Annotated in this window: 10 protein-coding genes and 3 tRNA genes; all 13 read right to left on the bottom strand. The window is 69.0% G+C overall.

The window, feature by feature from the left end; translation table 11 throughout:
* Positions 1 to 67 precede the first annotated feature (67 nt).
* Positions 68 to 4,246 carry a DNA-directed RNA polymerase subunit beta gene (rpoB, locus tag LHA35_RS05525; protein WP_226605564.1) on the bottom strand — a complete coding sequence of 1,393 codons (4,179 nt, stop codon included), beginning with the start codon at positions 4,244 to 4,246 and terminating at the stop codon, positions 68 to 70.
* A 210-nt stretch (positions 4,247 to 4,456) separates the two neighbouring features.
* Complete coding sequence (gene rplL, locus LHA35_RS05520; protein WP_226605562.1) at positions 4,457 to 4,843, bottom strand: 50S ribosomal protein L7/L12; 387 nt, start codon at positions 4,841 to 4,843, stop codon at positions 4,457 to 4,459.
* A 103-nt stretch (positions 4,844 to 4,946) separates the two neighbouring features.
* Positions 4,947 to 5,471, bottom strand: coding sequence for a 50S ribosomal protein L10 (gene rplJ / locus LHA35_RS05515; protein ID WP_226605561.1), 525 nt, complete (start codon positions 5,469 to 5,471; stop codon positions 4,947 to 4,949).
* 306 nt (positions 5,472 to 5,777) lie between these two features.
* Positions 5,778 to 6,479 (bottom strand): 50S ribosomal protein L1, encoded by a 702-nt coding sequence (gene rplA, locus LHA35_RS05510; protein ID WP_226605557.1) that lies wholly within the window; start codon positions 6,477 to 6,479, stop codon positions 5,778 to 5,780.
* A gap of 4 nt (positions 6,480 to 6,483) precedes the next feature.
* Positions 6,484 to 6,918: a 50S ribosomal protein L11 gene (gene rplK, locus LHA35_RS05505; protein WP_226605554.1), complete on the bottom strand. Its 435-nt coding sequence runs from the start codon at positions 6,916 to 6,918 to the stop codon at positions 6,484 to 6,486.
* Positions 6,919 to 7,251: 333 nt separating this feature from the next.
* Positions 7,252 to 8,223 (bottom strand): Bug family tripartite tricarboxylate transporter substrate binding protein, encoded by a 972-nt coding sequence (locus LHA35_RS05500; protein WP_226605550.1) that lies wholly within the window; start codon positions 8,221 to 8,223, stop codon positions 7,252 to 7,254.
* A 262-nt stretch (positions 8,224 to 8,485) separates the two neighbouring features.
* Entirely contained in the window at positions 8,486 to 9,019 is a 534-nt protein-coding gene (nusG, locus tag LHA35_RS05495; RefSeq protein WP_226605547.1) for a transcription termination/antitermination protein NusG, read from the bottom strand.
* A 13-nt stretch (positions 9,020 to 9,032) separates the two neighbouring features.
* Positions 9,033 to 9,227 carry a preprotein translocase subunit SecE gene (gene secE, locus LHA35_RS05490; RefSeq protein ID WP_226605545.1) on the bottom strand — a complete coding sequence of 65 codons (195 nt, stop codon included), beginning with the start codon at positions 9,225 to 9,227 and terminating at the stop codon, positions 9,033 to 9,035.
* Between the two features lie 184 nt (positions 9,228 to 9,411).
* Positions 9,412 to 9,488: transfer RNA gene (locus LHA35_RS05485), tRNA-Trp, on the bottom strand.
* Positions 9,489 to 9,558: 70 nt separating this feature from the next.
* Positions 9,559 to 11,160: a hypothetical protein gene (locus LHA35_RS05480; RefSeq protein ID WP_226605543.1), complete on the bottom strand. Its 1,602-nt coding sequence runs from the start codon at positions 11,158 to 11,160 to the stop codon at positions 9,559 to 9,561.
* A gap of 157 nt (positions 11,161 to 11,317) precedes the next feature.
* Positions 11,318 to 12,505: an elongation factor Tu gene (gene tuf, locus LHA35_RS05475; protein ID WP_226605541.1), complete on the bottom strand. Its 1,188-nt coding sequence runs from the start codon at positions 12,503 to 12,505 to the stop codon at positions 11,318 to 11,320.
* A 244-nt stretch (positions 12,506 to 12,749) separates the two neighbouring features.
* A tRNA-Gly gene (locus LHA35_RS05470) sits at positions 12,750 to 12,823 on the bottom strand.
* A gap of 70 nt (positions 12,824 to 12,893) precedes the next feature.
* Positions 12,894 to 12,975: transfer RNA gene (locus LHA35_RS05465), tRNA-Tyr, on the bottom strand.
* Positions 12,976 to 13,034: the final 59 nt, after the last annotated feature.

Genomic DNA, 13,034 nt, shown 5'->3' with positions numbered 1-13,034 from the left:
GATGGGCGCGGGCGGCGGTGCATCCGTAAGGGGTCTGCCCCGGGGCGGCGGCCCCGGGGCGTCGCGGTCAGCTGCCGCGGTTCTCGAGATCGACGTTGAGGCCGAGCGACTTCAGCTCCTTGACGAGCACGTTGAAGCTCTCCGGGATGCCGGCCTCGAAATTGTCCTGGTCACGGACGATCGCCTCATAGACCTTGGTGCGGCCGGAGACGTCGTCGGACTTCACCGTCAGCATCTCCTGCAGGGTGTAGGCGGCGCCATAGGCTTCCAGCGCCCAGACCTCCATCTCGCCGAAGCGCTGGCCGCCGAACTGCGCCTTGCCGCCCAGCGGCTGCTGGGTGACGAGCGAGTAGGGGCCGATGGAGCGGGCGTGGATCTTGTCGTCCACCAGGTGGTGCAGCTTCAGCATGTAGATGTAGCCGACCGTCACCTTGCGCTCGAAGATCTCGCCGGTGCGGCCATCGGTCAGCCAGACCTGGCCGGAGCTGTCGAGCCCGGCGCGCTCCAGCATGCCCTCGATATCCGACATGCGGGCACCGTCGAAGACCGGCGTCGCGATCGGGATGCCCTTCTTCAGGTTCTCCGCGAGCTCGATCAGCTGGTCGTCGTTCATCGGCGCGATGTCGCGCTGGAAGACCTCCTCGCCATAGGTCTGGCGCAGATGCTCCAGCAGTTCCTCGCGCATGGCGCCGGTGCGGCGGTAGTCCTCGACCAGTTCGCCCACCTGCTTGCCGAGATTGGCGCAGGCCCAGCCGAGATGGGTCTCGAGGATCTGCCCGACATTCATGCGGGACGGCACGCCCAGCGGGTTGAGCACCAGGTCGACCGAGGTGCCGTCCTCGAGGAAGGGCATGTCCTCCACCGGCACGACGCGGGAGACCACGCCCTTGTTGCCGTGGCGGCCGGCCATCTTGTCGCCCGGCTGCAGCTTGCGCTTCACCGCGACGAAGACCTTGACCATCTTCATCACGCCGGGCGGCAGCTCGTCGCCGCGCTGCAGCTTCTCGACCTTGCTCTCGAAGCGCTTCTGCAGGCGCTCGACGGCGGCGTCGAACTCGCGCTTCAGCGCCTCGATCTCGGCCATCGCCGCGTCGTCCTGCACGCCGATCTGGCGCCAGGTCGCCTTGGCGAACTGGTCCAGCACCTCATCGGTGATGACCGTGCCCGCCTTCACGCCACGGAAGCCGCCCGAAGCCTTCCGGTTCAGCAGCCGCTCGCGCAGCCGGCTGTGGAAGGAGCGCTCCTGGATCGCCTTCTCGTCGTCGCGGTCCTTGGCGAGGCGCTCGATCTCGGCGCGCTCGATCGCCATGGCGCGCTCATCCTTGTCCACGCCGCGGCGGGAGAAGACGCGCACGTCCACGATGGTGCCCGCCACGCCCGGCGGCAGCCGGAGCGAGGTGTCGCGCACGTCGGAGGCCTTCTCGCCGAAGATGGCGCGGAGCAGCTTCTCCTCCGGCGTCATCGGGCTCTCGCCCTTCGGCGTCACCTTGCCGACCAGGATGTCGCCCGGCTGCACCTCGGCGCCGATATAGACGATGCCCGCCTCGTCGAGGTTGCGCAGCGCCTCCTCACCCACGTTCGGGATGTCGCGGGTGATCTCCTCCTGGCCCAGCTTGGTGTCGCGGGCCATGACCTCGAACTCCTCGATATGGATCGAGGTGAAGACGTCATCGCGCGCAATGCGCTCGCTGATCAGGATGGAGTCCTCGAAGTTGTAGCCGTTCCAGGGCATGAAGGCGACGAGGACGTTGCGGCCGAGCGCCAGCTCGCCAAGCTCGGTCGAGGGGCCGTCGGCGATGATGTCGCCGGCCAGCACCTGGTCCCCCACCTTCACCAGCGGGCGCTGGTTGATGCAGGTGGACTGGTTGCTCCGCTGGAACTTGCGCAGGCGGTAGATGTCGACGCCGCGGGTGGTGCCGTCATCGCCCGTCGCGCGCACGACGATGCGCGCGCCGTCGATGCTGTCCACCACGCCATCGCGGCGGGCGACGATGGTCGCGCCGGAGTCACGCGCGACCGCCGCCTCCATGCCGGTGCCGACCAGCGGCGCATCGGCGCGGACCAGCGGCACCGCCTGACGCTGCATGTTCGAGCCCATGAGCGCGCGGTTGGCGTCGTCGTTCTCGAGGAACGGAATGAGCGCCGCGGCCACCGAGACGAGCTGCTTTGGCGAGACGTCGATCGCCGTCACCTCCTCGGGCTTCACCAGGCGGAAGTCACCGCCCTGGCGGACCGAGACCAGCTCGGACCTGAACTCGCCCGTCTCGGCATCGACCTCGGCATCCGCCTGGGCGACCACCAGCCGCTCCTCCTCCATGGCGGAGAGGTAGCGCGGCTCGCCGACGATCTTGCCGTCCCGCACCAGGCGGTAGGGCGTCTCGATGAAGCCGTACTTGTTCACCTTGGCGAAGGTGGCAAGGCTGTTGATCAGGCCGATATTCGGGCCTTCCGGCGTCTCGATCGGGCAGATGCGGCCGTAATGCGTCGGGTGCACGTCGCGCACCTCGAAGCCGGCGCGCTCGCGCGTCAGGCCGCCCGGACCCAGCGCCGAGAGGCGACGCTTGTGCGTCACCTCGGAGAGCGGGTTGGTCTGGTCCATGAACTGGGACAGCTGCGAGGAGCCGAAGAACTCCCGCACCGCGGCCGCCGCCGGCTTCGCGTTGATCAGGTCATGCGGCATGACGGTGTCGATATCGACCGACCCCATGCGCTCCTTGATCGCGCGCTCCATGCGCAGCAGGCCGACGCGGTACTGGTTCTCCATCAGCTCGCCGACCGAGCGCACCCGGCGGTTGCCGAGATTGTCGATGTCGTCGATCTGCCCGCGGCCGTCCTTCAGGTCCAGCAGCACGCGGACGGTGGCGATGATGTCCTGCTTGCGGAGCGTCCGGACGGTATCCGCCACTTCCTCGGCCGAGAAGCCGAGGCGCATGTTCATCTTGACGCGGCCGACCGAGGAGAGGTCGTAGCGCTCCGGGTCGAAGAACAGGCCGCGGAACAGGGTCTCAGCGGTTTCCGGCGTCGGCGGCTCGCCCGGGCGCATGACCCGGTAGATGTCCATCAGCGCCTCGTCGCGGTTGGTGTTCTTGTCCACCACCAGCGTGTTGCGCATCCAGGGGCCGACCGACTGGTCGATGGCCAGTGTCGGCAGGCGCTCGATGCCCGCATTCTCGATGGCGGCGAGCTTCGGCTCGGTCAGCTCGTCGCCGGCCTCGGCCCAGATCTCGCCGGTGTTCATGTCGACGAGGTCTTCCGCGACGAAGCGGCCGAGCAGGTCGGTGCGGCCGACCAGCACCTCGGTCGTGCCGCCCTCGGCGATCTTCCGCGCGGCGCGCGGGGTCAGCTTGGCGTCCTTCTCGGCCACCACCTGGCCGGTCTTCGCGTCGATCAGCGGCTCCTGCAGCTTCACGCCGCGGAAGGCCTCCGGATCGAAGGGGCGCGACCAGCCCTTGGGGCCGCGGATGAAGACGACCTGGCCGTAGAACTCGTTCAGGATCTCCTCGGCATCCATGCCGCGGATCTCGTTCGGCTCGAGGTTCGTGCCCTTCTCGGCCCGAAGCTTCTCGGTCCAGGCGGAATCGAGCGCGAGCAGCAGCGTCGAGGCCGGCAGCTTGCGCTTCCGGTCGATGCGGACATAGCAGATGTCCTTGGCGTCGAATTCGAAGTCGAGCCAGGAGCCGCGATAGGGAATGACGCGCGCGGCGAACAGGTACTTGCCGCTGCTGTGGGTCTTGCCCTTGTCGTGGTCGAAGAACACGCCCGGGCTGCGGTGCATCTGGGAGACGATGACGCGCTCGGTGCCGTTGATGATGAAGGTGCCGTTGTCCGTCATGAGCGGCATGTCGCCCATGTAGACATCCTGCTCCTTGATATCGCGCACGGAACGAGAACCCGTGTCCTCATCCACATCCCACACAATGAGCCGGAGGCGCACCTTGAGCGGCGCGGCGAAGGTCAGGCCGCGCTGGATGCACTCCTCGACATCGTATTTCGGCTCTTCCAGCTCGTACTGGACGAATTCCAGCCTTCCGCGGCCGGCGAAGTCGTCGATCGGGAAGACGGACTTGAAAACTTCCTGCAACCCGGCATGAAGCCGCGCATCGGGGTGCACCTCCATCTGGAGGAAAGCCTCGTAGGAGGCCCGCTGCACATCGATGAGATTCGGCATCGGCGCCACCTCGGGCAGCCGTCCGAAGCTCTTGCGGATGCGCTTGCGCCCGGTGAACGACTTCGTGATAGCGTTCATGCCTGTCCCGTGTCCCTCTCGCCCTGGCCCGCTGGCCCGGCGCCAACCTGATGCCCGCCCCTCTTCCGCCTCCCGCCGGCGGCAGGGGCCGCTGGGCGCAGAAACGGCAGCACGGACGGCAACCCAAGGGGTTCCCGCCCGCACTTTCGCAGTCTGGTCCCCGGGCCCGACGACGGACGGCCGAACCCGGGGGATAGCGTGAAGGCGACCTTACTTGACCTCGACGGTCGCCCCGTTCTCTTCCAGAACCTTTTTGATCTTCTGGGCCTCGTCCTTCGAGACGCCTTCCTTCACCACCTTCGGAGCGCCCTCGACCAGGTCCTTGGCCTCCTTCAGGCCCAGGCCGGTGATGGTGCGGATCTCCTTGATGACGTTGATCTTCTTGTCGCCGGAAGCGGCCAGGGTGACGGTGAACTCCGTCTGCTCCTCAGCCGGGGCAGCCGCCGCGGCGCCGCCGCCAGCAGCCGGCGCCGCCGCCACCGCGACCGGAGCCGCAGCGGAAACGCCCCACTTCTCCTCCAGCATCTTGGAGAGCTCGGCGGCCTCCAGGACGGTCAGGCTGGAGAGCTCGTCAACCAGCTTTGCGAGATCGGCCATGTCTGTGTACCCTATGATCTAATGGCTTGGCTTGCCGTTTGCAACACCCAGGCTCGACGCTTCGTGTTTCGAAGCGCTGGACCCGGTTACATCCTCGGTCCGGTCAGGCGGCCTCGGCCTCGTCCTTCTTCGCGAAGGCACTGAACACCCGCGCCAGCTGCGAGCCAGGGGCCTGCAGCACGCCCGCGATGCGCGTCGCCGGGGTCTGGATAAGACCCAGGAGCTGCGCGCGGAGCGTCTCGAGCGAGGGCAGCTCGGACAGTGCCTTCACCCCATCGGGGGTGAGGGTCTGGGTACCGAGCGCCCCGCCCAGGATCACGAACTTGTCGTTACCCCTGGCGAACTCCACGGCGGTCTTCGCCACCGCCACCGGATCCTTCGACCACGCGAGCGCGGTCGGACCCTTCAGCAGCGGCTGGACGCCCTGGAAGCGGGTGCCGTCGAGGGCGAGGGTGGCCAGCCGGTTCTTCGCGACCTTGTACGTCGCACCAGCGCCCCGCATGCGGCGCCGCAGATCGCTCACATCCGCGACCGTCAGACCCTTGTTCTGGGCGACGAGCACGAAGGAGGTATCGGCGAACACCGCAGAGAGCTGGGCGATGAACTCGCGCTTTTCCGTGCGGTCCAAATCCCGTCTCCAACGATGACCGGTGCCTGATGGAGGGGCACCGGCCGGTTCACACGCAGGCCCGCCGCGGCACCTGCCGCGGCCGACCCTGGTTCGCCTGTCTGAGCCGGACCACCAAGCCATGCGCCCCGCCAGGGCCTGGCCCCGGTGGATGCGAATCTCTCGGCACCCCGTCTATCGCCGGCGGAGCGGATCGCCCCATCAAAGCCCCGGGGACATATCCCCAGGGGCTACCTGCGGTCTCGGACAGGTTCGGGGAGGGCTGGGCCCTCCCCTGCCCGCCCGCCTTGCGGCGGGCGTATCTGGTTAGGAGGCCGCCGCCAGCGAGGCGATGTCCACCCGCACGCCCGGCCCCATGGAGGAGCTGACGGCAACCTTCTTCACATAGGTGCCCTTGGCACCCGTCGGCTTGGCGCGCTGGATCGCCTCGATGAAGGCGCGGGCATTCTCCAGCAGCTTGCCCTCCTCGAAGGAGGCCTTGCCGATGCCGGCATGCACGATGCCGGCCTTTTCCGCCCGGAACTCCACCTGCCCGGCCTTGGCCGCGGTGACCGCGCCCTTGACGTCCATGGTGACGGTGCCGAGGCGGGGGTTCGGCATCAGGCCGCGCGGGCCGAGGATCTTACCAAGCCGCCCGACCAGACCCATCATGTCCGGAGTGGCGATGCAGCGGTCGAACTCGATCTTGCCTTCCTGCACCGCGGCGGCCAACTCGTCCGCGCCCACGACATCGGCGCCGGCGGCCAGCGCCTCCTCGGCCTTCGCGCCGCGGGCGAAGACGCCCACGCGCACCGTCTTGCCGGTGCCGTTCGGCAGGCCGACCACGCCGCGGACCATCTGGTCGGCATGGCGCGGGTCGATGCCAAGATTCATCGAGATCTCGATGGTCTCGTCGAACTTCGCCTTGGCGTTCGCCTTCACCAGGCCGATCGCCTGCTGCAGCGGAACCAGCGCGTCACGGTCGAGACCGGCGTAGATCGCCTTCAGGCGCTTGCCCTGCTTGGCCATCGGATCAGCCCTCCACCACCGCAAGGCCCATCGAACGGGCGGACCCGGCGAGCATGCGCACCGCCGCCTCCACGTCGTTGGCGTTCATGTCCTTCATCTTGGTCGCAGCGATCTCGCGCAGCTGGGTCTTGGTCACGCGGCCCACATTGCCGCCCTTGCCCGGCGTCGTGCTGCCCTTCTCCACCTTCGCCGCCTTCAGCAGGAAGTAGGTGTTGGGCGGGGTCTTGGTGATGAAGGAGAAGGTGCGGTCCGAATAGGCCGTGATCACCACCGGCGTCGGGGTGCCCGGCTCCATCTGCTGGGTGGCCGCGTTGAACTCCTTCACGAACTGCATGATGTTCAGGCCGCGCTGGCCGAGCGCGGGGCCGACGGGCGGCGAGGGATTCGCCTTGCCCGCGGGAATCTGCAGCTTGATATAGCCGACGATCTTCTTCGCCATTGCACATCCCTGAGGTCAGGGAGCCGCGGTGCCGACGGCGCCGGACCCTTGCCTCAACGGCATGGGTCCGGAGCGCCTCCCGCGTCCCGATGAAGTGAGCGGGGGCGTATGGGCGCAGGCGACGCGGGAGTCAAGGCGAAAGTTCGCCGCCCGCCGCCCGGACCGCACCGGCCGTACTCCCTCTTGATTTCGCGAGCCTATCCGATGGAATAGACGGGGCGGTCGCCTGGTTGGCCCGGTGGCCCGGCAGCATGCCGTCCCAGGACAGGAGATACGGCGCCGGTGCCGATACGGCTCCATGCGCCGGTCCGTCCCGGACTCCTGCGAACCCCTTCACCCCTTCCTCGGAATGGTCTGCCCGATCAGGCGCTGCATGCGGGGGATCTCCTCCTCCAGCGCCTGGGCAAGCCGCGAGGCATCCACCTGGTCCCACAGGAAGGTGCCGGTATTGTCGAACAGCGCCTTCACCTCCGGCTCGCGCAGCGCCCCCCGGATCGCCGTCGCCAGCCGCGCGATCACGGCCGGGGGCGTCCGCACCGGGACATAGATGCCGGACCAGCCGAGCAGTTCCGCCCCCGGCAGCCCCGCCTCGGCCAGCGTCGGCACCTCCGGCGCGATCGCCAGCCGCTGCCCGGCATTGATCGCGAGCGCCCGCAGCCGCCCGTCCCGCACATAGGGCAGGCTGCTGAGGGGGTAGTCGAAACAGAGATCCACCCGGCCGGCGGCGAGGTCGTTCAGCGCCTGGCTGAAATTGTTGTAGGGGATCAGGGCCAGATCGAGCCCCGCCACCTCGGCGAAAAGCGTGGCGGCGACATGCTGGCCGGAGGCGACGGCGGCGGCATAGGTCACCTTGCCCGGATTCGCCCGGGCATGGGCGATGAGCTCGGGGATGCCACGCCAGGGCCGACCCATGCCGGTGACGAGGATATTCGGCGAGCCGCCGACGCCATGGACCGGGGCGAAGTCCCGCCGCGCATCATAGCGCAGGTTCGGGATCAGCAGCGGCGCGATGGCGAAGGTGGCGAAATTGCCGAAGAACAGCGTGTGGCCGTCGGGCGCGGCGCGCGCCGCGGCTTCCGCGGCCGCTGTCCCGCCGGCGCCCAGGCGGTTCTCGATCACCACGCTTTGGCCGAGGCGAGGCGACAGCTTGGTGGCGATCAGCCGGGCCGCGACATCGAGCACGGCGCCGGGCCCGCCAGGGACGATCCAGGTGATGGTTCGGTTCGGAAAATCCTGCGCCCGGGCATGGCCCTGCCCGGCCAGCATTGCGGCGGCCGCGAGCGCCGCCCGTCGCGTCGTTGCCATCCGGGATCCCTCGCCCGCTTCCCCCATGGGGAGGAAGCCTAATGCAGATCACGGACCCGCGTGAACGCCCGGAAAAGTGAGGGCGCCATGCGCGGAATGAAGACCGGCGGCCTGGCGCCCGGCGCTGACGGCAAGCCGCCGGCGCGGGGGCGGAGCCATGTCGGGCACGATATCGGGGCCGGCCGCGTCCGGCCGCCCGGAGAGGTGGCACGACGCGGGACGGGGGCGCCACCGAAGGCGCCCCGCCGCCCCGCGGGCCGGCTCAGGCCTTCTCGACCTGGCCGTATTCCAGCTCGACCGGGGTGGAGCGGCCGAAGATGGAGACGCTGACCTTCACCCGGCCACGCTCCTCGTCCACCTCCTCCACCGTGCCCATGAAGCTGGTGAAAGGCCCGTCGGCGACGCGGATCTGCTCGCCCACCTCGAACACCACGGCGGGCTTGCGCGGCTTCTCCACGCCTTCCTTCACCTGGTTGACGATGCGCTGGGCCTCGGCCTCGGTGATCGGGCTCGGCTTGTTCTTGTTGCCGAGGAAGCCGGTGACCTTCGGCGTGTCCTTCACCAGGTGCCAGGCCTCATCCGACATCTCCATCTTCACCAGCACATAGCCGGGGAAGAATTTCCGCTCGGAATTGACCTTCTGGCCGCGGCGGACCTCGGTCACCTCCTCGGAAGGGACCAGGATCTCGTCGAACTGGTCGCCCAGCCCCTTCTGGGCGGCCTGTTCCTTGATCTGCTGGGCGATCTTCTTCTCGAAGCCCGAATAGACATGCACCACGTACCAGCGCTTGGCCATCGTTCCGTACCCCTTAGCCCAGCCCGAAGACGCCGCGCATGGCGAGCGCGATCAGCTGATCGACGATCAGAAAGAAGACCGCCGCGAGCGCGGACATCGCCAGCACGAGGCCGGTCGTGATCAGGGTCTCCTTGCGGGTCGGCCAGGTGACCTTGGCCACCTCCGTCCGCACGTCCCGGACATACTGCGCGGGATCCAGCTTGGCCAAGGCGACGAACCTTCCTGGGCTGTGGTGAACGCTTCGCGGGCGGTCGCCCGCCCCCAGGGAGGATGGGGAAAGGCGCCACCCACGTAAAGATGTGGGTGGTGGCCTGCCGGCCCCTTCCGCTCACCGCAGGCGCAGCGGGCTCCAGGGGAGCAGGACACCGAATGCCCCGGGCGGGCCGGGGAAGTGGCAGGGGCGGAGGGTCTCGAACCCCCAACCTCCGGTTTTGGAGACCGGCGCTCTAGCCAATTGAGCTACGCCCCTGCAGGGCCCCGCCGATGCGGGAGACCGCCTATAGGCGACGCCGGGGGTGGTGTCGAGAGGCAGGGCGCCACTATGCGCGCCGAAGGCGTATCGCCTCCTCCGCCAACCCGATGACGGAGGGGAGGAGGGCGCGCCAGTCCAGGCTGACATCGGCATGCATCGGGCCGGGGCGCTGTGCCGATCCGACATCCCGGACCAGGCGGTGGTCCGGCCGCAGCGCCGGGCGCGCCCCGTCGCGGAACCCGTCGAAGACGCGGCAGGACCAGCCGAGCGGATTGCCCGGATCGAGGATCACGCTGTTCGAGACCACCACGCCCGGCTTGTTGGCGAGCCACTGGTACTTCGCGAGGCCGGAGCCCGCCGGCGCGACGAAGACGTCGCAGAGCGCGGAGGCGACGAGGCTTTCCGCCATGCTCCGCCCCACGGTGACGAGGCAGGGCGCATGCCGCCCGATCCGGTCGGCAAGGCGCCCGGCCAGCCGCATCTCCTCCGGCAACGACATCAACTCATGGGTCCAGCCCATGGTGGTGCCGGCATTCAGCCCGTCGATGATGAAGCCGACCGCCCCGAAGCGGGCCTGCAGCGCCGCCGCGAGATTCGCTAGGCCCTCTTCCTGCTCGAGCCAGACCCGGTTGCCCAGCCGCAGGCCCAGCAGCACCAACGGCATCGCCGTCCGGCGCAGGGCGCGCAGCGCGGCCAGCGCCTCGGGCGCGGCATGGCGCCAGGCGTGGTCGATCACCCGACGCGCCAGCGCCTCGGTGATCCAGTGATCCTTCGCCACCAGCGCCAGCGAGTCGGTCTCGGCGATGACTCGCACCAGCTCCGCCGGGCGGTGCAGCCGGAGCAGGGGACGCCCGGCCTCCTCCGGATAGAGCTCGGTGACGGGCGGGAGGAAATTGCTCTCGTGCCAGGTCACGTAGCGATCGGGCCGGGGCAGGCCGGGGAGGGCGAAAAGCCGCGCCCAGGCGCTGCTCGCATTCCACAGGGCATGCCCGAAATGCGGCGCCGACATCTCGACCAGCGCCAGCGCGGCGGAGGGCGCCGGCCGGCGCAGATGCGCCGCGACCGCCGCCGGGGCGCAGAGCAGGCCCAGCAGGCACTCCTGCAGGAAGTGGCGCAGGATCGGCAGCGTGACCCGCGAGCCGAAATACAGCGCGACCTTCTCCGCGGGGAACAGCCAGACCGTGTCCTGTCCGGTCTGCGTCGTCTCCGTGTATTGCGCGACCAGGCACACCCGCCCGGCCGCGCCATGCCAGAAGGTCTCGTAGCCGAGCGCCCGGGCGGCATGGGCCCAGGCCCCGGTGAAGGGGCAGAGCACCAGCTTGGCCCGGGCGGACAGGGCGTAGGCGATATCGAGCCCGCGGGCTGGGAGCCCGTCTGGTGGCAAGGTCGGGAAGCGGCGGAGGATTTCCGCCTGTCGCTGCGCCTGCAAGGCCTCGGCCCCGGCGGCCATGGCCCGGACGAATCCCGGCGCGAACCCGAGCCCGGCCGGGATGCGGGCATCCGGCGCCTCGACATCGATGTAGCGGAAACCGTCCGCTACGCGGCCAAGGGCGGCGGCGAAGGCGGCCGAGGCGAGATCCGGGGCTATCTCCGGCGCGGCATGCGGGGGCAGCAGCACCGCCTGGACGAGGCGCAGCAGGCTGGCCGCCAGGTCATCCAACTCAGGCATGTCGGCGGGCCTCGGCCATGCGTCTCCCGGCAGGTCCCGGGGCGGCACGGAAGCGACACATGGGCGCCCCCCTCGCGGCCGGGTCCAGGGGCCGGAAAAAAGAAATGCGGGCCGCTCGCGCGACCCGCATCCCAGGCACAGGCCGGTGGCCCCTGCCCTACTTCACGATGGAGGCGACGACGCCGGCGCCGACGGTGCGGCCGCCCTCGCGGATGGCGAAGCGCAGGCCCTGGTCCATGGCGATCGGCGCGATCAGCTCGACATCCATCGTCACGTTGTCGCCCGGCATCACCATCTCGACGCCTTCCGGCAGCTTCACGATCCCGGTCACGTCGGTGGTCCGGAAGTAGAACTGCGGCCGGTAGTTGGTGAAGAACGGCGTGTGCCGGCCGCCCTCTTCCTTGGTCAGGATGTAGGCCTCGGCCTTGAAGCCGGTATGCGGCGTGATCGAGCCGGGCTTGGCCAGCACCTGGCCGCGCTCCACGTCCTCGCGATTGGTGCCGCGCAGCAGCGCGCCGATGTTGTCGCCCGCCTCGCCGCTGTCGAGCAGCTTGCGGAACATCTCAACGCCGGTCACCGTGGTCTTCACCGTCGGCTTCAGGCCAACGATCTCGACCTCCTCGCCCACCTTGATGATGCCGCGCTCAACCCGGCCCGTCACCACCGTGCCGCGGCCGGAGATCGAGAACACGTCCTCGATCGGCATCAGGAAGGGCAGGTCCTTCGGACGCTCCGGCTGCGGGATGTAGGCGTCCACCGCCTCCATCAGCTGCAGGATCGCCTGCTCGCCGATCTCGGGCGTCTTGTCCTCGAGCGCCGCCACCGCCGAGCCGCGGATGATCGGGATGTCGTCCCCCGGGAACTGGTAGGAGGAGAGCAGCTCGCGCACCTCCATCTCCACCAGTTCGACCAGATCCGGATCCGCCAGGTCCATCTTGTTCAGGAACACCACCAGCGCCGGAACGCCAACCTGCCGCGCCAGCAGGATGTGCTCGCGCGTCTGCGGCATCGGGCCGTCGGCCGCCGAAACCACCAGGATCGCGCCGTCCATCTGCGCCGCGCCGGTGATCATGTTCTTCACGTAGTCGGCATGGCCCGGGCAGTCCACATGCGCGTAGTGCCGGTTCGCCGTCTCGTACTCCACATGCGCGGTCGAGATCGTGATACCGCGCGCCTTCTCCTCAGGCGCCTTGTCAATCTGGTCATAGGCCGTGAAGGTCGCGCCGCCGGCCTTCGCCAGAACCTTGGTGATCGCCGCCGTCAGCGACGTCTTCCCATGGTCCACGTGACCGATCGTCCCGATGTTGCAGTGCGGCTTCGTCCGCTCAAACTTCGCCTTCGCCATGTCCGGCTCCGCTACCCCATCTGGCCCGCGCGACCGACCACCGGTCCCAGGGCATTCCTCGAAACCCCAGGAGCGAGCCGCGCCGGCTGCGCCGCGCATCCCGCCCTGAACCTCTGATCTCGGAGCAGAAGGGCGCCTTCGGGCGGGTCGGCCCAGGGGCGATCTGCTCCGCTGGTGTCGAAGCAGAGTGGCGCCGCCGGTCGATCACGCCCGGCCGCGTTCTGCCCCCACCGAGCCCGCGCATTGGAGCGGGTGACGGGAATCGAACCCGCACAACCAGCTTGGAAGGCTGGGGCTCTACCATTGAGCTACACCCGCGCCCAAGGCGCCGCCGGCGAGACGCACAGGCCCCCGGGGGCGCCGGCAACTCGGCCAGCGCTGGGAGATATGGAGGGGGTTGGATTCGAACCAACGTAGGCGTAGCCAACGGATTTACAGTCCGTCCCCTTTAGCCACTCGGGCACCCCTCCGCGGTCCTGATCGCCCCAGACCGGCGGGTGGCGCGGGTTATCCGGTTTCGTCATGGCCT

This window comes from Roseicella aerolata (assembly GCF_020523605.1).
Classification (GTDB): domain Bacteria; phylum Pseudomonadota; class Alphaproteobacteria; order Acetobacterales; family Acetobacteraceae; genus Paracraurococcus; species Paracraurococcus aerolatus.
Note: the sequence above shows the minus strand (reverse complement) of the source record. Positions and strands in the feature narration are given on the sequence as shown.

Coding starts and splice junctions, on each gene's coding strand:
- LHA35_RS05480 (WP_226605543.1), bottom strand. CDS start 11,160: ATGCCTGAGTTGGATGACCTGGCGGCCAGCCTGCTGCGCCTCGTCCAG.
- rplL (WP_226605562.1), bottom strand. CDS start 4,843: ATGGCCGATCTCGCAAAGCTGGTTGACGAGCTCTCCAGCCTGACCGTC.
- tuf (WP_226605541.1), bottom strand. CDS start 12,505: ATGGCGAAGGCGAAGTTTGAGCGGACGAAGCCGCACTGCAACATCGGG.
- LHA35_RS05500 (WP_226605550.1), bottom strand. CDS start 8,223: ATGGCAACGACGCGACGGGCGGCGCTCGCGGCCGCCGCAATGCTGGCC.
- rpoB (WP_226605564.1), bottom strand. CDS start 4,246: ATGAACGCTATCACGAAGTCGTTCACCGGGCGCAAGCGCATCCGCAAG.
- rplK (WP_226605554.1), bottom strand. CDS start 6,918: ATGGCGAAGAAGATCGTCGGCTATATCAAGCTGCAGATTCCCGCGGGC.
- rplA (WP_226605557.1), bottom strand. CDS start 6,479: ATGGCCAAGCAGGGCAAGCGCCTGAAGGCGATCTACGCCGGTCTCGAC.
- nusG (WP_226605547.1), bottom strand. CDS start 9,019: ATGGCCAAGCGCTGGTACGTGGTGCATGTCTATTCGGGCTTCGAGAAG.